This window comes from Phenylobacterium sp., assembly GCF_013911965.1.
In the GTDB taxonomy this organism is placed as follows: domain Bacteria; phylum Pseudomonadota; class Alphaproteobacteria; order Caulobacterales; family Caulobacteraceae; genus Phenylobacterium.
On the sequence record NZ_JACESE010000001.1, the window covers coordinates 211,238 to 233,014 of the forward strand.

15 protein-coding genes are annotated in these 21,777 nt (G+C 70.0%); 9 read left to right on the top strand and 6 right to left on the bottom strand.

The annotated features are described in order from the left end of the window. The 6 genes from H2041_RS01020 to sppA all read left to right on the top strand — a co-directional run bounded on the left by H2041_RS01020 (position 1) and on the right by sppA (position 10,233). Entirely contained in the window at positions 1 to 2,187 is a 2,187-nt protein-coding gene (locus H2041_RS01020; RefSeq protein WP_293408490.1) for a response regulator, read from the top strand. Then, positions 2,187 to 3,254, top strand: a complete 1,068-nt coding sequence (cheB, locus tag H2041_RS01025) for a chemotaxis-specific protein-glutamate methyltransferase CheB (RefSeq protein ID WP_293408492.1) — start codon at positions 2,187 to 2,189, stop codon at positions 3,252 to 3,254. The genes H2041_RS01020 and cheB overlap by 1 nt, the downstream gene beginning before the upstream one ends. Continuing rightward, positions 3,251 to 4,891 carry a response regulator gene (locus H2041_RS01030; protein WP_293408494.1) on the top strand — a complete coding sequence of 547 codons (1,641 nt, stop codon included), beginning with the start codon at positions 3,251 to 3,253 and terminating at the stop codon, positions 4,889 to 4,891. Before cheB ends, H2041_RS01030 begins: the two co-directional genes overlap by 4 nt. Beyond that, positions 4,888 to 6,786, top strand: a complete 1,899-nt coding sequence (locus H2041_RS01035) for a response regulator (RefSeq protein WP_293408496.1) — start codon at positions 4,888 to 4,890, stop codon at positions 6,784 to 6,786. Before H2041_RS01030 ends, H2041_RS01035 begins: the two co-directional genes overlap by 4 nt. Positions 6,787 to 6,851: 65 nt before the next feature. After that, a complete protein-coding gene (locus tag H2041_RS01040; RefSeq protein WP_293408498.1) occupies positions 6,852 to 8,384 on the top strand; it encodes an AbgT family transporter in 1,533 nt (510 codons plus the stop codon). Positions 8,385 to 8,457: 73 nt separating this feature from the next. After that, entirely contained in the window at positions 8,458 to 10,233 is a 1,776-nt protein-coding gene (gene sppA / locus H2041_RS01045; RefSeq protein WP_293408500.1) for a signal peptide peptidase SppA, read from the top strand. 307 nt (positions 10,234 to 10,540) lie between these two features. Here sppA and H2041_RS01050 read toward each other — a convergent pair whose 3' ends face one another. Together H2041_RS01050 and H2041_RS01055 are read right to left on the bottom strand one after the other, a co-directional pair. After that, positions 10,541 to 13,513, bottom strand: a complete 2,973-nt coding sequence (locus H2041_RS01050; protein WP_293408502.1) for a TonB-dependent receptor — start codon at positions 13,511 to 13,513, stop codon at positions 10,541 to 10,543. A 220-nt stretch (positions 13,514 to 13,733) separates the two neighbouring features. Continuing rightward, positions 13,734 to 15,425 (bottom strand): peptide ABC transporter substrate-binding protein, encoded by a 1,692-nt coding sequence (locus H2041_RS01055; protein WP_293408504.1) that lies wholly within the window; start codon positions 15,423 to 15,425, stop codon positions 13,734 to 13,736. A 10-nt stretch (positions 15,426 to 15,435) separates the two neighbouring features. Between H2041_RS01055 and H2041_RS01060 the strand changes: the two genes are divergently transcribed. Beyond that, on the top strand, positions 15,436 to 15,975 hold the full coding sequence (locus H2041_RS01060) for a hypothetical protein (protein WP_293408506.1): 540 nt from the start codon (positions 15,436 to 15,438) through the stop codon (positions 15,973 to 15,975). A gap of 16 nt (positions 15,976 to 15,991) precedes the next feature. Here H2041_RS01060 and H2041_RS01065 read toward each other — a convergent pair whose 3' ends face one another. Next, positions 15,992 to 16,900: an ABC transporter permease gene (locus H2041_RS01065; RefSeq protein ID WP_293408508.1), complete on the bottom strand. Its 909-nt coding sequence runs from the start codon at positions 16,898 to 16,900 to the stop codon at positions 15,992 to 15,994. Then, positions 16,897 to 17,820 carry an oligopeptide ABC transporter permease OppB gene (gene oppB, locus H2041_RS01070; RefSeq protein ID WP_293408510.1) on the bottom strand — a complete coding sequence of 308 codons (924 nt, stop codon included), beginning with the start codon at positions 17,818 to 17,820 and terminating at the stop codon, positions 16,897 to 16,899. Before oppB ends, H2041_RS01065 begins: the two co-directional genes overlap by 4 nt. A 117-nt stretch (positions 17,821 to 17,937) precedes the next feature. Between oppB and H2041_RS01075 the strand changes: the two genes are divergently transcribed. Continuing rightward, positions 17,938 to 18,345 carry a TIGR01244 family sulfur transferase gene (locus H2041_RS01075; protein WP_293408512.1) on the top strand — a complete coding sequence of 136 codons (408 nt, stop codon included), beginning with the start codon at positions 17,938 to 17,940 and terminating at the stop codon, positions 18,343 to 18,345. On the opposite strand, the gene H2041_RS01080 is transcribed toward H2041_RS01075, so the two are convergent. Continuing rightward, positions 18,342 to 18,500: a hypothetical protein gene (locus H2041_RS01080; RefSeq protein ID WP_293408514.1), complete on the bottom strand. Its 159-nt coding sequence runs from the start codon at positions 18,498 to 18,500 to the stop codon at positions 18,342 to 18,344. The two genes, H2041_RS01075 and H2041_RS01080, sit on opposite strands and share 4 nt — an antisense overlap. An 81-nt stretch (positions 18,501 to 18,581) precedes the next feature. Between H2041_RS01080 and H2041_RS01085 the strand changes: the two genes are divergently transcribed. Further along, positions 18,582 to 19,481, top strand: a complete 900-nt coding sequence (locus H2041_RS01085) for an MBL fold metallo-hydrolase (protein WP_293408516.1) — start codon at positions 18,582 to 18,584, stop codon at positions 19,479 to 19,481. Here H2041_RS01085 and H2041_RS01090 read toward each other — a convergent pair. Beyond that, positions 19,478 to 21,775, bottom strand: coding sequence for a long-chain-fatty-acid--CoA ligase (locus tag H2041_RS01090; protein ID WP_293408518.1), 2,298 nt, complete (start codon positions 21,773 to 21,775; stop codon positions 19,478 to 19,480). The two genes, H2041_RS01085 and H2041_RS01090, sit on opposite strands and share 4 nt — an antisense overlap. Positions 21,776 to 21,777: the final 2 nt, after the last annotated feature.

The window sequence follows — 21,777 nt, forward strand, 5'->3', positions numbered from 1 at the left end:
GTGCCCGAGCTTCGCGCCCAGCTGCTGGCGGCCTTCGAGGTCGAACACCGCGACCATGTGGAAGCGGTCCGCCGCGCCCTGACCCATCCGGCGGAGGCGGACCTGCGCGAGATCTTCCGGCGGGTTCACAGCCTGAAGGGCGCCGCTCGGGCCGTGGATCTCGCGGCCATCGAGGATCTCGCCCATCGGCTGGAAGAGCGTCTGGCCGAGGTGATGGAGGCCGGCGCCGGCCTGTCGGCCCAGATGGTCGACCTGATCCATGTCGGCCTCGACGCCATCGAGGCCCAGGCGGCGGCCGGGCGCCAGGGCCAGCCGCCGCCGGCCCCCACGGCTGCGATCCAGGCGCTCGCCGGCCGGGCCGCGGCGCCGGAGGAGGCTCCCGCAGCGCCCGCCTCGGCGCCCGTTCCGGCCGAAGCCGGACCGCCGGGCGAGAAGGCGCCGGAATATGTTCGTGTGGACGCCGAGCTGGGCCTTCGCCTGAGCGAGGCCATGCATCAGCTGTCGGCGGACCTGCTGGCGGAAGAAGCCCTGGTCGAGGTGGTCCAGCGCCTGCAGCGCGACGGCCGGACCCTGGAGCGGCTGTGGGGCGAAGTGCGGATGCGCGGCGCCGGACGCGAGGGTCCGCACGTGCAGGCCTTCGAGGCCGGACTGCGCAGTCTGACGCGCGAGCTTTCGGCCCTGGCGCAGCGTCACGCCCGCGCCAGCTGGGCGGTCGGCCAGAGCGCCGCGGCCCTGCGCTCGCAGGTCGACGAAGTCGCGCTGACCCCCGCCGAAAACCTGCTGGGCGACCTGGCGCGGATGACCCGCGACATCGCCCGCGAGCAGGGCGTGGAGGTCGAGGTCCGTTTCGAAGGACTGGAGGTGCGGGCCGAACGGCGGGTGCTGCAGGCCCTGCGCGACCCGATCATCCACCTGCTGCGCAACGCCATCAGCCATGGCGCCGAGCCGGCCGACGTGCGCGAGCGCGCCGGCAAGCCCAGCCGTCTGCAGGTCGGCCTCCGCGCCCGGGCGCGCGGCGGGCGGCTGGAGGTCCGCGTCTTCGACGACGGCCCGGGGCCGGATCTCGCCAAGATCGAGGCCGCGGCCGTGGCGCGCCACCTGATGCCGCCGCGCCGGCGCGGCGACCCGCCGCGGGCGGCCGACGAAATCCTCGCCCTCGCCTTCGAGCCCGGCGTCTCGGTGACCGCCTCGGTCGACCGCATCTCGGGCCGCGGCATGGGCCTGTCGGCCGTCAACCAGACCCTGCTCGCGCTCGGCGGATCGGTGCGCCTGACCCACCGGGATCCGGTCGGCGCCGAGGTCATACTGTCGGCCCCTCTGTCGGCGGCCCGGCAGACCCTGGTCATCCTCCGCGCCGGCGATGCGCTTTTCGCCCTGCCAAGCTTCGGCGTGAGGTCTCTGTTGCGGCTTTCCGGCGCCGATCTCGAAATCGTCGAAGGCGTTCCGAGCGCACGGATACAAACCGACGGCTCGGACATTGTTACGCCCGTGCTTCCGCTCCGCGCCCTTCTCGACGACCTCCCGCTCGCCCCGCCCGATCCCGCCGCCGCGATCCCTGCGGCCCTTCTCGTGCGCGGCGACCGTCGGCTGCTCGTGGCCGTGGACGCCGTCGAGGATGTCCGGGAGCTCACGGTGCAGTCGCTGCAGGACAGTCGAGCCTATCCCGGCCTCAGCGCCGGCGCGGCCCTGCTGGACGACGACCAGCCGGTTCTCGTCCTCAGCGCCGAGGCGCTGGTGGAACGCTGGCTGCGCAACGCCCGCCGGCTGTCGGCCTCGGCGCTCGGCCTGGCGCCGCCACAGGCGTCCGAATCCCACTCGGCGCGTACGATCCTTGTGGCCGACGATTCCATCACCACCCGCACGCTGGAGAAGAGCATCCTCGAAGCCCAGGGCTACCGCGTGGTCCTGGCGGTCGACGGCGTCGACGCGCTGAACACCCTGCGCTCGGGGGGCGTCGTCATCGACGCCGTCGTGGCCGACATCGAGATGCCCCGCATGGACGGCTTCTCTCTCCTCCAGGCGATCAAGGCCGACGCCGGCCTGGCCGAGCTGCCGGTCATCCTGATGACCTCGCGCGACGATCCGCAGGACGTCCGCCGCGGGCTTGACCTGGGGGCCGAGGCCTACATCACCAAGCAGAAGTTCGATCAGCGCGAACTGCTGGCGACCATCAGCCGGGTTCTCTGATGTCCCGGCCGGTTCGCGTCATGATCGTGGAGGACTCGCTGGTCGTCCGCCAGCTCCTGTCGCACATCATCGGACGCGACCCGCGGTTCGTCGTGGCCGCAGCCGTGGAATCGGCCGAGGCGGCGCTGGCGGAAATCGAGCGGGTGAAGCCCGACGTCATCTCCATGGACATCCGCCTGCCCGGCATGGACGGACTGGAGGCGACCCGCCGGATCATGTCGGAGCATCCGACCCCCATCGTGGTCATCGCCGACGCGGTCGAGGACGCCTCGCTGCGCATTTCGATGAATGCGCTGAAAGCCGGCGCCCTGACCGTGGTGGAGAAGCCGACCGGCCCCGCCAGCGCCAGCTACGAGCATCTGGCCGACACCATCTGCACCCAGCTCTTCATCATGAGCAGCGTGCCGGTGATCCGCCGCCGCAACATCGGCGCCCCCTCGCCGGTTCGTGCGCCGATCACCACGAGCGCGCGCCGCGGCCCGTTCGAACAGCTCGACTATCTCGCCCTGGCCGCCTCCACAGGCGGACCGCCGGCCCTGGCCCGCGTGCTGGGCGGCCTGCCGGCGGACTTCCCCGCCCCCGCCTTCGTGGTCCAACACATGGGCGCAGCCTTCATGGAGGGCTTCGCCCGCTGGCTGGACGGCCAGACGCCCCTGTCGGTGAAGGTGCCCTCCGACGGAGAGACGGCCGAGCCCGGCTTCGTCTATGTCGCGCCCGGCGACCGGCACCTCGCCGTCCGCATCGGCGGCGTGATGCGCCTGACCCGCGACCCGCCGCAGGGCGGACAGCGGCCGTCGGCCAATGTGCTGTTCTCGTCCCTCGCCCAGTCGGCGGGCGAGCGGACGCTGGCCGTCCTGCTCACCGGCATGGGCGAGGACGGCGCAGCCGGCCTCGCCGATCTGGCGACGGCCGGCGGTCACACCATCGCCGAACACGCCAGCACGGCGGTGGTGAACGGCATGCCCGGCGCGGCCGTGCGCCTGCGCGCGGCTCGCGACGTCCTGCCCCTCGACCTGATCGCGCCGCGCATCCTGCAGCTGGCCTCCCTCGGCAGGGCCGCCTCGTGACTCCCGGTGATCCTCCGGCCCGGGTCCTGGTGGTCGAGGATTCGGAGACCCAGGCTCTGGCCCTGCGTGGCCGCCTGGAAGCCGAGGGCTATGTGGTCGACACCGTGGGCAGCGCCGAAGCCGCCCTGGAGCGCCTGAACGGGCCGCTGCCCGACCTGGTGGTGGCCGATTTCCACCTGCCGGGCATGGACGGGCGCGAGCTGTCGCGCCAGCTGCGCCTCAACCGGCGCACCCGCACCCTGCCGCTGCTCATGCTGACCAGCGCGCGCGAACAGGACCTCGAGCGCCAGGGCCTGGAAAGCGGGGCCGACGCCTATGTGGCCAAGTCGGCCGACGTGGACGTCATGTTGGCCCGTCTCCGCGCCCTGCTGCGGCGCGGCAGGCCAGGGGCGGCGGAACGGTCCGTGGCCGACGATTTCCGGCCGGCCCGGATCCTGGTCGCCCACGACAGCCCGACGCAGCGGCTGCGGCTGAGCGCCGTCCTCGCTCATGGCGGCTACGAGGTGGTCCAGGCCGCCGAGGCCGACGCTGCGCTCGCCCAGGCGAAGGAAGGCGTCGACTGCGTGATCGCGCCGGCCCGCGGCGCGGCGCTGGACGGCCTCGCCCTTTGCCGGAGCCTGGACGGCATCCGCGAGCGGCTCGCCTCGCCCTTCCAGATCATCCTCATTGGTCCCGGCGCTTCCGATCCCCAGGCCCTGGCCGCGGCGTTCGACGCCGGCGCCGACGACGTGACGGCCAGCGACGACAGCGACGAGGCGCTGCGCACGCGGGTCCGGGCTCTGGTCCGGCGCAAGCTGCTCGCCGAAGAGACCCGTCGCGCGGAGGAGGCCGACGCCCGGGCGGCGGCGGCCGATGAGCTGGCCCGCGCCAACGCCGAGCTGGAAGCGGCCAACCGGCAGCTGCGCGAGGCCCAGGCTCAGCTGGTCCAGTCAGCCAAGATGGCGTCCCTGGGCGAGCTGGTGGCCGGCATCGCCCACGAGATCAACAATCCGCTGGCCTTCATCCTGGGTCACCAGGGCACGGTGGAGCGGCTGACCCGGCAGGTCCTGGAAAGCGCAAGCCTTGAGCCGGACCAGGAACAGGCTCTGGGCAAGGCGGCCGAGCGGCTCAGCGCCATGCGGCTCGGGCTTCAGCGCATCCAGGGCCTGGTGCTCAACCTGCGGAAGTTCTCGCGCCTCGACGAGGCCGAAGTGCAGCGCCTGGACGTGCCGGACGCCATCGAGACCGTGCTCGCCCTGCTGGCGCCCAAGCTGGGCGCCATCGAGGTGCGCCGGCGGCTGGAGGCGAGACCGCACTTCACCGGTTCGCCCGCCCTGCTCAACCAGGTGGTCATGAACATCGTCTCCAACGCCGCCGACGCCCTGGGCGGGCCGGGGGTGATCGAGGTCGCCACCTCAGATGACGGAAAGACCTACCGGATCGAGATCAATGACTCCGGCCCCGGCATTCCTCAGGATGTGCGCGACCGCATCTTCGAGCCCTTCTTCACGACCAAGCCGGTCGGTTCGGGCACGGGCCTCGGCCTGGCTATCGCCTATGCCGTCGTTCGGGCGCATAAGGGCGAAATCAGCGTGGGGGACGGGCCGCTCGGTGGAGCGCGCTTCTTGATCGAGCTGCCGATGGACGACCAGGCATGACCGCGGCTTCCGATTCCCGTCCCATCCTGCTGCTCGTCGACGACGAGCCGGACATCCTGGTCGCCCTGGAGGACCTGTTCGAGGACGACTATCGCGTCGTGGCGGCTCGATCCGGACGGGAGGGCCTGCAAAGGCTGACCGAACTGCGCGAAGTGGCGGTGATCCTCTCCGACCAGCGCATGCCCGAAATGACCGGGGACGCCTTCCTCGCCCAGGCGCGAGAGATCTCCGACGCCCAGGCGATCCTGCTCACCGGCTATGCGGACCTGAGCTCCGTCACCTCCGCCCTCAACCGGGGCGGCATTGTGGGCTATGCGGCCAAGCCCTGGGAGCCCGACGGGCTCCGGGCCATGGTGGCGACCGCCGCCGAGCAGCACCGCCTGAAGCGCGCCCTGCACCAGGAACGCGCCCTCCTCCGGGGCCTGATGGCGCACCTGCCGGCCGCCGTGGCGGTGAAGGACGCCGACGGGCGGTTCGTCCGCATCAATGAGAGGAAGGCCGAAACGCTCGGCCTGCCGCCCGAGGCCAGCCTTGGCCGGACCGAGCCTGAGCTCGGCGGCCGGGGGCGTCCCGACGCCGAGCAGATGGCGGTGAATGAGCGGCGGACCGTCGAGGTGCTGGACGAGCGGCAGACCGAGACCGGACCGCAGTGGCTCGAGACCTCCGTGGTGCCGGTGCCCGACGCGGATGGGGAGATCGGCCATCTCGTGGTGCTGGAGCGCGACGTGACCGACGAGAAGCTGGCGGAAATGCATCTGCGCCAGTCGGACAAGCTCCGCGCCTTGGGCACCCTCGCCGGCGGCGTCGCCCACGATTTCAACAACCTGCTGACGGCCATCATCGGCAGCCTGGAACTGGCGGCGCGCCGTCTGGGGGACGAGCGGGCGGTCCGCCGCTATCTCGACAACGCCACCCTGGCGGCCCAGAAGGGCGCGGGGCTGACCCAGCGGCTGCTGGGCTTCAGCCGTCAGACCGAAAGCCGCGGCGCTGAGGTCACCGACCTCGGCGCCCTGCTGCTGGAAACGCGCGATCTGGTCGAGCGCACCCTGGGCGCATCGGTTCGGACCCTCTGGGATGTGGCGCCCGGCCTGTGGCCGGCGGCGATCGAGCCCGACCAGTTCGAACTGGCCCTGCTGAACCTGACGGTGAACGCCCGCGACGCCATGCCCGACGGCGGGGACATCCTGGTGACGGCGGAGAATCTGAGCCTTGAGGAACCGCCTGCGGGGCTCGACCTGGCCCCGGGCGACTATGTTCGGGTCTCCGTCCGCGACAGCGGAGAGGGCATGTCCCCCGAGGTGCTGGCGCGGGTGCTGGAGCCCTTCTTCACCACCAAGCCCGTGGGCAAGGGCACGGGCCTCGGCCTGCCCATGGCCTACGGCTTCGCCCAGCGCTCAGGCGGCGCCCTGGAGATCTGCAGCGAGCTGGGCCAGGGGGCCGACATCCGCATCTATCTGCCGCGGGCCGCCGTCAAGCCGGGCGAGAGCGCCGTCCCCGCCGCGGCGGAGGGCGCCGCATCGCCGGCCCGCGGGGATCGCCGCGTGCTCGTCGTCGACGACGAGGCCGCGGTGCGGTCGGTGACGGCCGGCTTCCTGCGCGACTGCGGCTACGACGTGGTCGAGGCCGACAGCGCCGCGACGGCCCTGGACCTGATCGCCCGGGACGAGCCCGTCGATCTCGCCCTCGTCGACTTCGCCATGCCGGGCCTGAACGGCGTGGAGTTCGCGCGCCAGGCGCGGCCGCTGCGGCCGAACCTGCCGATCATCCTGCTGACCGGCTATTTCGACGTCGAGGTGCCGAACGACGTCGCGCTCGTCCACAAGCCGTTCAGCAACGCCACTCTGCAGGCGGCGATCGCCGAGGCCTGGGCCGCTTCGGCGCCGGCGGACGCCTAAAGGGCTTGCCTCGGGCCGCCTGATCGCCAAGCTTCCCCCCTTTGTGCAGCGTGGAGGGGGCGGCATTGGCGACCGGCATCGGATTCCTGGGTACGATCGAGCGAGTGGGCAATCGCCTGCCCGACCCGGTGGTCATCTTCGTCTGGATGATCGGCCTGGTCTTCGTCGCCAGCATGGTCGCAGCGGGGCTGGGGCTTTCGGCCGTCAACCCCGCCACGGGTGAAGTGCTCGGCGCCGTCAGCCTGGCCACCGGCGAGAATCTGCGGCGCCTGTTCGTGGACATGCCGCGGACCCTGACCAGCTTTGCGCCCCTGGGCTATGTCCTGACGGTGATGCTGGGCGCCGGCGTGGCCGAGCGCACCGGCCTCTTCGCTGCAGCGATGCGCGCCAGCGTCGCCAAGGCGCCCAAGGTCCTGCTGACGCCCATCGTCATCTTCGTGGCCATCGTCTCGAACCATGCGGCCGATGCGGCCTATGTGGTCCTTCTGCCCCTGGCCGGCGTGGTCTTCGCCGCCGCCGGGCGCCATCCGGTGGCGGGAATCGCCGCCGCCTTCGCGGGCGTCTCCGGGGGCTTCTCGGCCAACATCTTCCCCGGCCATCTCGACGCCCTGCTGCTGGGCATCACCGAGCCGGCCGCACGCCTCCTGCAGGACGACTGGACCGCCAACATCGCCGGCAACTGGTGGTTCATCCTGGCCATGACCGTCCTCTTCACCCCCATCGGCTGGTTCGTCACCGACAGGATCGTCGAGCCCCGGCTCGGCCCGTGGACGCCGGCGGCGACGACCGCCCCCGAGACCGATCCGCAGGAGGCCGGCGCCCGGGAACGCCGCGGCCTGGCGTGGGCCGGTGTCGGCGCGCTCGCCGTGATCCTGGCCTGGGCGGCCATGACGCTCGCGCCCGGGGCGCCCTTCATCGATGCGGCCGCACCGGCCGAGGAGCGGCTGAGCCCGTTCTTCCAGTCGCTGGTGGCCGGCTTCTTCGTCCTCTTCCTGGTCTGCGGCGTGGCCTATGGGGTCGCCGCCGGCACGGTGAAGAGCCAGGGCGACGTGGTCCGGCTGACCGGCCAGTCCATGGCCGAAATGGGTCCCTATGTCGTGCTGGCCTTCGTCGCGGCGCACTTCGTGGCGCTGTTCAACTGGTCGAACCTGGGCGCCATCATCGCCATCCATGGGGCGGAAGGCCTGAGGGCCTCGGGCCTGCCCACGCCGTTGCTGCTGGCGGGCATCGTCGTCCTGGCCGCCAGCATCAACATTCTGATCGGCTCGGCCTCGGCCAAATGGGCGGCCCTGGCGCCCATCCTCGTGCCCATGCTGATGCTGCTGGGCGTCAGCCCCGAAATGAGCACGGCCGCGTACCGGATGGGGGACTCCACCACCAACATCGTGACGCCGCTGATGGTCTACTTCCCGCTGATCCTGGGCTTCTGCCAGAAGTACGTGAAAGACTTCGGCGTGGGTTCGCTGATGGCCACCATGGTTCCCTACTCCCTGTGCTTCCTGGCGGCGGGCCTGCTGCTCGTGCTCGGCTGGGCGGCTCTCGACCTGCCCCTGGGGCCCGGAGCGCGGGTGGGATACGCCCTGCCCTCGACGCCCTAGGCGCGGCCTTCATTTCCCCGCAACGGGCGCCGATATAGGGTGGAGCGCTTTCCACCCTGGCCCCGGACGATCGATGAAGCAGTTCCTGACCACCATGGCCGGCGTCTTCGCCGGGCTGATCCTGTTCCTGGTGGGCGTCCCCTTCCTGCTGATCGTCATCGCCGCCGGCGCCACGCGGCCGGCGCCCCTGCCGGGATCGGTGGTCCTTGAGCTCGACCTGCGCCAGGCGCTGACCGACCAGGACGCCCAGAACCCGCTCTCCCCCTTCGGGCGCGGCGGCCTTTCGGTCATGTCGGTGGTGGAGACCCTGCACCGCGCCGAGACCGACGGGCGGGTCAAGAGCCTGCTGATCCGCCTGCCGGAGGCCGGCATGGAGCCCGGCGCCGCCGACGAGATCCGCCTGGCGATCAAGCGCTTCCGCGAGGCCGGCAAGCCCGTGATCGCCCACAGCCAGGGCCTCTATCAGGCCGGCGTGGTCAGCTCGACCTACATGGTCGGCGCCGCCGCCGACGAGTTCTGGCTGCAGCCCGGCGCCTCGCTGCAGGTCACCGGCTTCGCGGTCGAGGACCTGTTCTTCAAGCGGGCCTTCGACAAGTACGGCGTCGAGCCGGAGTTCGAGCAGCGCCGGGAGTACAAGAACGCCGTCAACGGCTACCTCCACGCCGACTACACCGAGGCGCACCGCACGGCGCAGCTCTCCTGGATGAACGCCGTCTATTCCAGCGGCCTCGCCCTGGCGGCGGCCGACCGGGGCGTCGCCCCCGCCGAGCTTCGCCGCCAGCTCGAGGCGGGCCCCTATCCCGCAGATCGCGCCGCGGCGCTGAAGCTGGTCGACCGCCTGGGCATGGCGCACGAGGCCGAACACGCCCTGCTCGACCAGGCGGGCGGCGATGCGGAGATCGTCGACCTGGAAAGCTACCTCCGGTCCAGCGGCCGGCGCGAAGGCTCGGGCCCGGTGGTGGCGGTGATCGAGGCCGAGGGTCCCATCGTCACCGGCCGCAACGGGGCGGCCAATCCGCTGGCCCCCAGCGCGATGATCCACTCCGACGACATCGCCGATGCGATCTACAACGCCGCCGAGGACGACGCCGTCCGGGCCATCGTCTTCCGCGTGAACTCGCCGGGCGGTTCGGACACGGCCTCCGAACAGATCCTGGCCGCTGTCCGCGCCGCCAAGGCGGCCGGCAAGCCGGTGGTCGTCTCCATGGGGACCTACGGCGCCTCGGGCGGCTACTGGATCGCCTCCGAGGCCTCGGCGATCGTCGCCCAGCCCACGACGCTCACCGGCTCCATCGGCGTCTATGGCGGCAAGCTCGCCTTCGGACCGGCCCTGGCCGAGTTCGGCGTCGACATGCGCCAGCTCGACGTCGGAGGCGATTTCGCCGGCGTCTACAATCTCTCCGGAGAGTTCACGCCCGCCCAGGAGGCCGCCTTCTCGGCGATGATCGACCGCACCTATCAGGAGTTCCTCACCCGTGTCGCCCGAGGGCGGGACCTGCCGGTCGAGCGGGTCCAGGAGATCGCCCGCGGGCGCGTCTGGACCGGCGCCCAGGCCAAGTCTCTCGGCCTGGTGGACGAGCTCGGCGGCTTCTACCAGGCCGTCGCCAAGGCCAAGGCTCTGGCGAAGATCGAGGGCGACGTGCGGCTTCGCCGGATGACGCCGCAGGCCTCTCCGCTGGAAGCCCTGGAGAATGTGCTTGGCGTCGGCGCGGTCTCGGTTCGGACGCTCGCCGCCGCCGGATGGGTGCTGGGCGACCCCCGCGCCGAGGCGATCCTGGAGAACGTCGCCACAGAGCGCCTGCGCAGCCAGGGCGCGGGCATGGTGCTGGCGCCCACGCCTCTGCGCTGACGCAGCGGGCGGCGCCCGCCGCCCTTGAAGCGCCGAAGGAGCCGGCGGCGGCCTGGCCCGCCGCAGAGCGCGCATGCGCGCATCGAAGCCGCCGGGGCGGCGATCCCGTGCCGTCAGACGTCACAGGCGCCGGGGCCGCGCGCTCGGCGCCACGCCCGCAGCGCGATCTCGATCGGCCGGACCGGGGACGGGGATCGCGTCCCGCCCGGGCCGCTTCCGAACCGCCTGTCCCGGGTCTTCCAGCGCACAAAGAAAAAGGGCGGCGGACCGAAGTCCGCCGCCCCAGCTCTTGCTCTCCAGCGGGTCTTTAGAACCGCAGGTTCAGGCCCACCGCATAGATGCGGCCGAGCGCGTCGTAGGCGCTGGGCAGGGTGTTGCCCGAGTTGGCCGAGGTGGTCGCGGCCTCGTTGCCGAGAACCGGCGGATCCTTGTCGAACACGTTCTGGACCGAGAAGGTGATCTTGGCCGTGTCGTTGAAGGCGTAGCTCGCCGCCAGGTCGACGTAGTTGTAGGCCTCGATCTCCTCGAACTCGTCGAAGGTGTTCGGCTTCTGGACTTCCTCGATCTCGACTTCGCCGAGGTAGCGCCAAAGGTAGGACAGCTGCAGGTCGCCCATGGTCCAGGTCGTCCGTTGGACGAAGCGGAACTCGTGGGTCGGGTTGCCGCAGCTCGTGCCGAAGTAACCCAGGCAGTCGATCTCCGGGACGGTCTGGCTCGAGCGCGACTCGTTGGTCAGGTAGTAGTTACCCGTCCAGGAGAAGGCCAGGCTGCCCCAGCGCTCGTTCAGGCCGACGGTGTCGAGGTCCAGGCCGAAGTTGACCGAGGCTTCGATACCTTCCGCGCGGATGTAGTCGAGGTTGGTGGTGAAGCGCTGGACGCCCGAGCCCGGCGAGGCGATGTCGCCGTTCACCCGCACGATGCGATCGCAGAACTCCTGGATGCCCGAGACGTAGCAGCCGTCGAGGGTTTCCTGGGCCGAGAAGGCCGAGATGTAGTCCTTCACCTCGATGTCGTAGTAGTCGACCGAGATCACCGGACGACGCAGGGCCGTCAGGAAGGTCGGCTCCCACACCACGCCGACGGTGGTCGTGTTACCGACTTCCGCGTCCGGCAGGTTGGCCAGGTCGGTGCCTTCGAAGGTGTTGATCTGGCCCGAGACGATGTCCTGCACCGTGCCGACCTGAGCCGCGGTCATGCCCGTCGCGATACAACGCTGAGCGAGCTCGGCGGAGATCGGGTTCGGGTTGCCCACCGAGCAGTAGTCGTAGTCGGCGTTACGCAGGGCGGTGATCACCGGCGCGGCCAGTTCCCCGATGTTCGGGGCGCGGGCGGCGCGCTGGCGCATGACGCGGAAGCGCAGGCCGTCGATCGGCTCGTAGTTGATGCCGGCCTTCCAGGTGCTGTTGGCGCCCGTCGGGTTGTAGTCCGAGTAGCGGTAGCCCAGTTCCAGGCCCAGCGAACGGGCGAAGGGCTGGTCCATCGCGATCGGGACGATCATTTCGCCGAAGATCTCGTGGGCGTCGAAGCCGCCGGAGATCGGGAGCTGGTTGCCGCCGGCGCCGCCGAGGCAGCTGACCGGAGCGAGCTTCCAGCATTCGTCCGGCGTGAACGAGCCCTTCTCTTCACGGTATTCCACGCCGAGCACGGCGGCCACCGGGGCGGACGCCCAGGGGCTCTGGAAGCCGGCCAGTTCGCCGCTGACAGAGGCGTTGAAGACGGTCTGCTCGTACTTTTCGGCGATGATCGCCGTGGCGCTGGAGTAGGCCGCAGCTTCCGGCGTGATCGTGCCGTAGGCGCCGAAGACGTTGATCGGCACGCACGAGGCGGTGTCGACGCGGCATTCGGTCGGCGAGACGGCGTTGAGCGCGTTCCCGAAGTTGGTCGTGTTGGTGTAGCCGCGCGAGATGTTCGTGCGGTCGACCTGACCCTTCTGCAGGTAGACGTCCCAGTTCCAGGTGTCCATCAGCGTGCCGCGCAGGCCGAGGGTGAACTGGAAGGTGTTGTTGTCGTACTCGGTCGAACGCGGGCCGAGTTCCCCGGTCCGGCGACGGATCACCAGGCTCAGGTCGTCGGCGGCGTCCACCGTGCCGTTGTTGTTGACGTCGTCCCAGCTCGTCGCCGGCAGGGTGCCGGCAGCCAGGGCGGCGTTGGCGGCGGTGATCAGGGTGGACTGCGCCTGGGCCGTCAGGAACGGGTTGGCCAGCGGCACCATGAAGGAGTTGCCGAAGATCCCCGACGGGGCGACCTGCTGGGTCACATTGGTCGAGGAGTATAGGACGCGGGCGTAAGCCTCGACGTTGTCGGCGATCTCGTAGTGGCCGATCGCCGTAGCGCCGTAACGCTCCAGCGGGGTCTGGTAGTAGTTGTAGGGGTTGAAGTTGAACACGCCGCAGTTCGGGCCCAGCGTGCCGTCTTCACGGAACTGGAACGCGGCCGCGCCGACGCCGGTGATCTGGGTGCGGGTGGGGACCGTGGTGGTCGAACCACCGGCGGCCACCGAGTTCGGGCCGCCGCAGCCGGCGGGCGCCGGGGTCGGTTGAATGCCGTCCAGGAAGTTCTGGTAGTTGGCGCCCGTGGCGGTCACGATGCCGAGGTTGCCGAGCGGACGGGCGCCGAGCAGAACGCCTTCCCGCTTGGAATAGGTCATGCTCATCGCGACGTTGCCGCGGCCGTCGGCCACGTTCGAGCCGAGGGTGAGCGAGGTGGTGACGACTTCACCGTCGCCTTCGCCGGTCACCGAGTACTTGGTGTCCAGTTCGACGCCTTCGAAGTCCTTCTTCAGGATGAAGTTCACGGCGCCGGAGATGGCGTCCGAACCGTACACGGCCGAGGCGCCGCCGGTGATGACGTCGATGCGCTCGAGGAAGGCGGTCGGGATGACCGACACGTCGACGCGGCCGTCGGTGTTGTACGGGATGACCCGCTGACCATCGATCAGGACCAGGTTCCGCTGAGCGCCGAGGCCCCGCAGGTTGATGGTCGACACGCCGGCGGTGCCGTTGTTCACGGCGTCACCGTCCGAGGGGACGGAGATCGGCAGGAAGCGGATGATCTTTTCCACTTCGGGCTGCTGCTGCAGCGCGATTTCCTCGGTGCCGACCGTGACGATCGGGCTGGCCGATTCCAGGCCGGGCACCTGCACGCGGGTGCCGGTGACGACGAGCTCTTCGATCTCGGCGACCTGCTGAGCGGACGCCGACGTCGCGGTCAGGGCGGCGAACGCCACACCGCAGATCATCGAGGACGCCAGCAGGCGCTCTCGCTTGGATTGGATTTTCAAGGTCAAGATCCTCCAGCGGCTCACCGGGCGCCCGGACGGACGCCAGCGAAGGCCGCTCCCCACAAAAAGTTCATCCCCGCAGGTCGCGAGCGACCCCGGTTACCTGGGAGTTACGGAGGTTACGGAAGGGGGGTCAACGGGCATTAACAAGCAGCAATGTTTTCGACGGCTACGTGTCACATTCTGGACACAGACACGCCGCGACTCCGGCAAGGCGCGATCAATTTATGCCCTCTGAGGCGCCAGACTCCCCCTTCACGCACAAATATCGCGTCCGGTGGTGGTCGATTATGTTGTCAACCCATCCGGTGATCTTGGGGCTCACAAGCGCCTTGTTGACGTAAAAATAGACAGGCGCGATCGGCGCGTCGTGCAGCACGATCCGCTCGGCCTGGGCCAGATAGCCGGCGCGAATCTCCGGATCGGGCTCGTTGTCGGCCTTGCGCAGGAGCTCGTCATAGGCCGGGTTCTTGTAGTCGCCGTAGTTCTGCGAGCCCGTGCTCGAGTGGTTCAGATAGAGGAAGCTCATGGCGTCGTTGTAGTCGGCGACCCAGGCCGCGTCGGCGACCTCGAAGTCCCGCGCCCGATAGGCGGCGTAGGCGATCTGGGTCTCGTTCTGCGCCAGCGCCAGGTCGACGCCGATATCCTTCCAGTCGGCCTGCACCACCGGCATGAACAGCACGGGATCGGGCGAATTGCGGTGCTTGATCTCCAGCCGCAGCGGGTTGTCCGGCCCGTAACCGGCCTGCGCCAGCAGGCGGCGCGCCTCTTCCTTGCGCCGCTCGAGCGGCCAGTCGGCCCATTCCGGCGGCTCGGGCGACTCGTAGTTGGCCACGCCGGGCGGCACGAAGGTGTAGGCCGGCTGCTGCCCGCCGCGCAGAAGCTTCTCGGTGATGAACTTGCGGTCGATCGTCATGGTCAGCGCCTGACGGACGCGGGCGTCCTGCAGGGCCGGGACGTTGGAGTTGAACGCCAGATAGGTGACGCCGAGATAGGTGTGGGTGTGGATGTACTCCGGGATCTCCTCCCGCAGGAAGCCGATCCGGTTCGACTGGATGTCGAAGTTGATATCGAGTTCGCCCCGCCGGATCCGCCGCTCGGCGCTCGCCGCATCGGTGGTCGGATAATAGTAGACCTGGTCCACGCAGACGGTCTCGGCCTCGAAGAACCGGGGATTCTTCACCAGCTTGATGTAGTCGCCCAGGCGCCACTCGGTGATCACATAGGGGCCGTTGGAGACGATGTTCTCCGGCCGCACCCAGGCTTCGCCCAGCTTCTCGACCACGTGCTTGGGCACCGGGAACATGGTCTGGTGCTTGGCCACCTCCGGCAGGTACGGCGCGGGGTGGACCAGCTGGATTTCCAGCGTCCTGTCGTCGACGGCGCGCACGCCGAGCGCCTCGGGGGCGGCGTCGCCCTCGTTCAGCGCCTGGGCCCCTTCGATGAAGTAGAGCAGAGAGGCGTATTCCGAGGCCGTCTCCGGCAGCAGGATCCGGCGCAGGGAGAAGACGAAGTCGTCGGCGGTGACGGGAACCCCGTCCGACCAGACCGCGTCTCGCAGATGGAAGGTCCAGACGAGGCCGTCGTCGCTGACCTCCCAGCTCTCGGCCATGCCCGGGATCGCCTTGCCGGAGGGATCGTCCTGGGTCAGCCCCATGAAGGCGTCCGACAGGATACGGCTCTCCCAGGTGCCGGTGGCCTTGTGCGGGTCCAGGGTGGCCGCTTCCGAGCCGTTGCCGAGAAGCAGGCAGACCTCGCCCTCGGGACAGTCCGGGCGCGCCGGCGCCCGCGGCGCGCAAGCGGTCAGGGCGAGGGCGCCGGCGGCGAGCGCGGCGGTGACGACGACGGCGGCGGGCGAGAAGAGATTGCGCCGCGCGCGGCGGACCTCTTCAATGCGCGAGGTGAACATCATGGGGGAACCGATGACAGGTTTTTGGCCAGGAGCAAGGCTCGGACTGGCGGCTGCGGCGGCGGGTCTGGCCCTGGCGGGCGCGGCTGCCGCCCAGGAGACGCCGGCGCGGGCGACCGTCCTGCAGAACCTGCTCGACTGCCGGAACGTGGCCGAGGACGCCGCGCGGCTCGCCTGCTACGACCGCGCCGCCGGCGTGCTCGACCAGGCCGAGGCCAAGGGCGACGTGGTGGTGGTGGACCGCGAGCAGGCGCGCGCCGTTCGCCAGCAGGCGTTCGGCTTCTCCCTGCCCTCCATCGCCATCTTCGAGCGCGGCGCGACGCCGGAGGAGATCGACAATGTCACCGGCGTGGCCAAGCGCGCCTACCAGACCTCGCAGGGCAAGTGGGTCGTGGAGCTGGAGGACGGAGCGGTCTGGCAGCAGATCGATTCCGAACGTATCGGCCGCCGCCCGCGCGCCGGCTCCAAGATCGAGATCCGCAAGGCCTCTCTGGGCAGCTACTTCATGAACGTGGACGACCAGCGGGCGGTCCGCGCCCGCCGGGTCCAGTAGGCCGGGGCCGGCGGCGCTATCGGTCCTTGGGGTCGATGGCGTCGCGCAGGCCGTCGCCGATGAAGTTGAAGCTCATCAGCGTGACCACCATGGTCAGCGACGGGAAGACCAGCAGCCACCAGGCCAGCTCCATATCCTGCGCCCCGTTGGCGATCAGCGTGCCGAGCGAGGCCATGGGCGGCTGGACGCCCAGGCCGAGGAACGAGAGGAAGCTCTCGGCCAGGATGACCGCCGGAATGGTGAGCGTCACATAGACCACCACCGGCCCCAGCAGGTTGGGGATGATGTGGCGGGCGATGATGCCGCCGCCGCCGAGGCCCGCGGCGCGGGCGGCCTCGACGAACTCCTTGTGCTTCAGCGACAGGGTCTGGCCGCGCACGATCCGCGACATGGTCAGCCATTCGACTGCGCCGATGGCGACGAAGATCAGGATGATGTTCGACCCGAAGGTCACCATCAGCAGGATGACGAAGAAGATGAAGGGCAGCGAGTAGAGGACGTCGACGACGCGCATCATGATCTCGTCCACGCGCCCGCCCACATAGCCGGCGACGGCGCCCCAGGCGACGCCGATGATCAGCGACACGCTGGTGGCGACCAGGCCGATGGCGAGCGAGACGCGCAGGCCCATGAGGAGGCGCGCCAGCAGGTCCCGACCCAGGGAGTCGGCGCCGAGCAGATGGCCGGCGGTCAGCGGCGGCGCCCAGACGTCGGCCTTGTTGATCTCATCATAGCGGAACGGCGTCAGATACGGCCCGACAATGGCGGCGAGCACCAGCACGGCCAGGACGATCATGCCCCCGACGGCGGCGCGGTTGCGGAACAGGCGCCGGCGCGCATCGTCCCACAGGCTGCGGCCGCGGGCGGCCTTCTCCATGGTCTCGGCCCCGGCGCGCGAGCCGGGCGTCAGGATGGCGCCGGTCATGCGAGCCTCACGCGGGGATCGAGGACCGCGTGCAGCAGGTCGGCGATCAGGTTCAGGAGAAGGATGAGGCCGGCATAGAAGATCACCATGCCCATGACGACGGTGTAGTCCCGCTGCAGGGCGCTGATGACGAAGAACTTGCCCAAGCCCGGCAGGTTGAAGATCTTCTCCACCACCAGGGAGCCGGTGATCAGGCCGGCGGCGGCGGGGCCGAGATAGCTGACCAGCGGCAGGATCGCCGCCTGCAGGGCGTGGCGGCGGACGATGCGGTTTTCCGGCAGGCCCTTGGCTCTGGCGGTGCGGATGTAGTTCGAACGCAGCACCTCGATCATGCCGGCCCGCGTCAGGCGCGAGATGATGGCCACCTGCGGCAGGGTCAGCACCACGATCGGCAGGACGAGATTGGGCAGGGCCCCGCCGTTCCAGCCGGCGCTGGGCAGCCAGCCGAGCTTGGAGGCGATGACCAGCACCAGCACGGGCGCGGTCACGAAGGTGGGTATGCACACCCCCAGTATGGCGACGGTCATGACCACATAGTCGGTGGTCTGGTTCTGTCGCAGGGCGGCGAGCACGCCCAGGCTGACCCCGATGATGGAGGCCAGCACGATCGCCGAGAGGCCGAGCGTCAGGCTGACGCGGTAGTTCTCCTGCAGGATCTGGAGAACCGACTTGTCCTTGTATTTCAGCGAGGGGCCCAGATCGCCCTGCAGGACCCCGCCGATATAGTTGACGTACTGCTCGTGCAGCGGCCGGTCCATGCCGTACTTGGCCATGACGTTGGCCTCGATCTCGGGCGAGAGCTTACGGTCGCTGTCGAAGGGGCTGCCGGGCGCCGCCCGCATCATGAAAAAGGCGACCGTGACGACCAGGAACAGGGTCGGGATCGCGATGAGCAGGCGTCGGCCTATGAAACGCAACATGTGGGTGGGTGGTCTTCCGCTTCCGCCGCGGGCCTGTGGCCGGGCGTTGCGAAACTTCCATCGCGCCCCGATGATGTCAAACGAAGCCGAATGGCCTGCGTGACCTCAAGGGAGCCCATGACCGATTTCCGCCGTGTGACCGACCAGTTTTCCGTCAGCCCGCAGATCGCGCCGGCCGATGTCGCCGCCGCCGCGGCGCAGGGCTTCGTGCTCATCGTCAACAACCGCCCCGATGGCGAGGACCCGGCCCAGCCGTCCGGCGCCGAGATCGAGGCGGCGGCGAAGGCGGCGGGTCTCGGCTATGTCGCCATCCCCGTCCGGGGCGGTCCGACCGCCGAACAGGTCGCGGCTCTTCGTGAGACGGTCGAGGCCGCCGACGGCCCGGTCCTGGCCTTCTGCCGTTCGGGCACGCGCTGCATCGTCACCTGGTCGCTGGGCCAGGCGCAGGCCGGCGCCCGCAGCCGGCAGGAGCTGATCGATCTGGGCGCCCAGGCGGGCTATGATCTCTCCGGCGTCCTCGCCTAGAGCGCTTCCATCAGCGAAACCCGGGCGGCCATGGCGGCAGGCTCGGCCTCGCAGCTGGCGAGCGCCAGGACGAGTTGTGCGGCGATGAGACAGAGGACTGCGAAAGCCGCACGCTGGAGCCGTTTTGAGACAAAGATGGCCGCATCCGCGATCATGACCGACACCCTTTCCGCCGTCTTGCCCCTGCCTGCGCAACAAGGGCGCCGGAATGGCGGTCCCGCCGGAGTTATCCCCCGATGATCCCCTATGTCCGCGAGATCGACGTCGAATACGGCCGCTGCGACCAGGTCTCCCCCCTCATCCGGCGGGTGATCGCCAAGAATCCGGGGCCGTTCACCTACACTGGCACCGGCACCTACATCGTCGGTCATGGCGAGGTGGCGGTCATCGATCCGGGCCCCGATCAGCCCGAGCACCTGGAGGCGATCCTGGCCGCCCTGCAGCCGGGCGAGCGTGTGAGCCACATCCTGGTCACGCACCATCACAGCGACCACTCGCCGCTGGCCGGCCCGCTGAAGGCGCGCACCGGGGCGGCGATCTACGGCTGCGCCATCGGCATGCGGGCCGAGGAGTCGACGATCCGCACCGAGGCCGGGGCCGACTTCGGCTTCGCGCCCGACGAGAGCCTGTGCGGCGGCGGACAGGTGCTGAAAGGGCCCGACTGGACGCTGGAGGCGGTGGCCACGCCCGGCCACACCTCCAACCACATCTGCTTCGCCCTGAAGGAGGAGAACGCCTTCTTCTCGGGCGATCACATCATGGGCTGGTCCACGACGGTCATCACCCCGCCCGACGGCGACATGACCGACTACATGGAGAGCCTGGAGAAGGTGAAGGCCGGCGGCTACGACGTGCTCTGGCCCACCCACGGGCCGCCGGTGCGCGACGTGACCGCCTTCATCGACGCCCATATCGCCCACCGCCGCGCCCGCGAGGCGCAGGTGCTGAAGGCCGTCGCCGACGGCTACGCCAGGATCGTGGAGATGGTGCCGGTGCTCTATGCCGACGTCGATCCGAGGCTGCACCCGGCCGCGGCCCGTTCGGTCCTGGGCCACATGATCGACCTGACCCGCCGCGGCCTGGTGGTGACCGACGGCGAGCCCGGGATCGACAGCGCCTACCGCCCGGCGGCCTAGACGCCGAGACCGCCGGTGGCGGCCAGCACGGCCAGGGTGACGACGCTGATCAGGATCGCCGTCAGCGCCGGCGCCCAGTAGCGGCGGAAGCCCCCGACCGCGGCGACCAGGATGGCGAGCACGCCGGTGAGCGCGCTGGCCATGGCGACCTGCGGAACCCAGGCGAGCGCGGCCTGCGCCGCCTGGCCCTCCACCAGCCCATAGCTCCATCCGAACGTGCCGAGCGCGTAGAGGGCCGCAGGCGCGAGCGCCAGGGCGATGGCCAGCGCCATGTACAGGCCGGCCAGGGCCGAGCCCTTCTTCGCCGGCCGTTCGCGAGACGGTCCGCCCGGGATGAACAGCGGCGAGTCGGCCAGGGCCTCGGTGCGCGGGTCGTTGCGCGGCGGGGTCTCCGGGACAGGCTCATAGGCGGGCCATTCGGCCGGCTCCGCCTTCAGCTCATCGGGAAAAGGGCCGAGGGCGTCCGCCGAGGCCTCCTGTTCCGGAGCCGCCGCCTCGCCGCCGGCATAGCCAGTGGACTCCTTCCGCTCGTTGGCGAGTTCGCCGCTTCCCGGCGCCGGCGTCCAGACCGAGGCGCTCGGCGCGGCTTCGGCTTCAACCTGAGGCTCAGGCTCCGGCGCATAGAGCTTGGGCGACGCCGCGACCAGGGGCGCGGCCGGCGCCGGCTCGGCGGTCGGCAGGCGGTAGTCGGCCATCCGCTCGCGGATCAGCTTCTTGTCGATCTTGCCCGTGGCGCCCAGGGGGATGTCGTCCACGAAGACCACGTCGTCGGGCATCCACCACTTGGCGATCTTGCCTTCGAGGAACTGGAGGAACTCCTCCTTGGTCGCCGTCTGGCCCTCGCGCAGCTTGACCAGCAGCAGCGGCCGCTCGTCCCACTTGGGGTGCTCCACGCCGATCACGGCGGCGAGCGCGGCCTTGGGATGGCCGGCGGCCAGGTTTTCGATCTCGATGGAGCTGATCCACTCGCCGCCGGACTTGATCACGTCCTTGGCGCGGTCGGTGATCTGCATGAAGCCGTGCTCGTCGATGGTGGCCACGTCGCCGGTGTCGAAGAAGCCTTCCGGATCGAGGATCTCGCCGCCCTCGCTCTTGAAGTACTCGCCGACCACGAACGGGCCCTTGACCTTCAGCCGGCCGAAGGTCTCGCCGTCGTGGGGCAGGCGCTCCTCGGCGTCGTTGACCAGCTTCATCTCGATGCCGAGCGGCGGGCGGCCCTGCTTGAGCTTGTAGCGGAGCTGCGCCTCCTCATCCATCTGGGCGATCTTGTGGTTCGGCGTCGCCTGGGTGCCGAGCGGCGAGGTCTCGGTCATGCCCCAGGCGTGGGTGACGTCGACGCCGAATTCGTCGCGGAAGCCGCGGACGATGGATTCCGGCACGGCCGAGCCGCCGATCACCACCTTCTTCAGCGCCGTCAGCTTCCCGTCCGTTTCCCGCAGGTGCTGCAGCAGCATCTGCCACACCGTCGGCACGGCGGCCGAGAAGTTGACCTGCTCGGTCTCCAGGAGCTCGTGCACCGAGGCGCCGTCCAGCTTCGGGCCCGGCATGACGAGCTTGGCCCCCACCGCCGGCGCGGAGAAGGCGATGCCCCAGGCGTTGGCGTGGAACATGGGCACGACCGGCAGGATGGTGTCGGCCGCGCCGACGCCGAGCACGTCCGACCCCATGGTCGTGAGCGTGTGCAGGAAGTTGGAGCGGTGCGAGTAGAGCACGCCCTTGGGATTGCCCGTCGTGCCCGAGGTGTAGCAGAGGCCCGCGGCGGTGTTCTCGTCGAAGCCGCCCCATTCGCAGTCGGGCGAGGCCTCGGCCACCAGGGTCTCGAAGCACAGGGCGCCGTCCAGCGGACAGTCGGCCATGTGCGCCTCGTCGGTCATCACCACATAGCGCTCGACGTTCGGCAGCTTGTCCTTCAGGGCCGCAAGAATCGGCAGGAAGGTCAGGTCGGTGAAGATGATCCGGTCTTCGGCGTGGTTGATGATGTAGGCCAGCTGCTCGGGGAACAGGCGGGGGTTCAGCGTGTGGCAGACCGCGCCGATGCCCATGATGCCGTACCAGGCCTCCAGGTGGCGGGCGGTGTTCCAGGCGAGCGTCGCCACCCGGTCGCCGGGCTTGATGCCCAGCTTCAGGAGGGCGTTGGACAGGCGCTTGGCCCGCTCATGCACCTCGGCATAGGTGGTGCGGACGATGGGCCCTTCGACCGAGCGCGTGACGATCTCGCGATCGCCGTGCCATTGCTTGGCGTGGTCGAGGATCTTGTCGACCGTCAGCGGCCAGTCCTGCATCAAGCCGAGCATCC

Bases quoted from the DNA above. Each gene is read 5' to 3' on its own strand.
- H2041_RS01065 (WP_293408508.1), bottom strand. From the start codon at position 16,900: ATGACCGGCGCCATCCTGACGCCCGGCTCGCGCGCCGGGGCCGAGACC.
- H2041_RS01090 (WP_293408518.1), bottom strand. From the start codon at position 21,775: ATGCTCGGCTTGATGCAGGACTGGCCGCTGACGGTCGACAAGATCCTC.
- H2041_RS01055 (WP_293408504.1), bottom strand. From the start codon at position 15,425: ATGATGTTCACCTCGCGCATTGAAGAGGTCCGCCGCGCGCGGCGCAAT.
- H2041_RS01075 (WP_293408512.1), top strand. From the start codon at position 17,938: ATGACCGATTTCCGCCGTGTGACCGACCAGTTTTCCGTCAGCCCGCAG.
- H2041_RS01035 (WP_293408496.1), top strand. From the start codon at position 4,888: ATGACCGCGGCTTCCGATTCCCGTCCCATCCTGCTGCTCGTCGACGAC.
- oppB (WP_293408510.1), bottom strand. From the start codon at position 17,820: ATGTTGCGTTTCATAGGCCGACGCCTGCTCATCGCGATCCCGACCCTG.
- H2041_RS01060 (WP_293408506.1), top strand. From the start codon at position 15,436: ATGACAGGTTTTTGGCCAGGAGCAAGGCTCGGACTGGCGGCTGCGGCG.
- H2041_RS01080 (WP_293408514.1), bottom strand. From the start codon at position 18,500: ATGATCGCGGATGCGGCCATCTTTGTCTCAAAACGGCTCCAGCGTGCG.
- cheB (WP_293408492.1), top strand. From the start codon at position 2,187: ATGTCCCGGCCGGTTCGCGTCATGATCGTGGAGGACTCGCTGGTCGTC.
- sppA (WP_293408500.1), top strand. From the start codon at position 8,458: ATGAAGCAGTTCCTGACCACCATGGCCGGCGTCTTCGCCGGGCTGATC.
- H2041_RS01085 (WP_293408516.1), top strand. From the start codon at position 18,582: ATGATCCCCTATGTCCGCGAGATCGACGTCGAATACGGCCGCTGCGAC.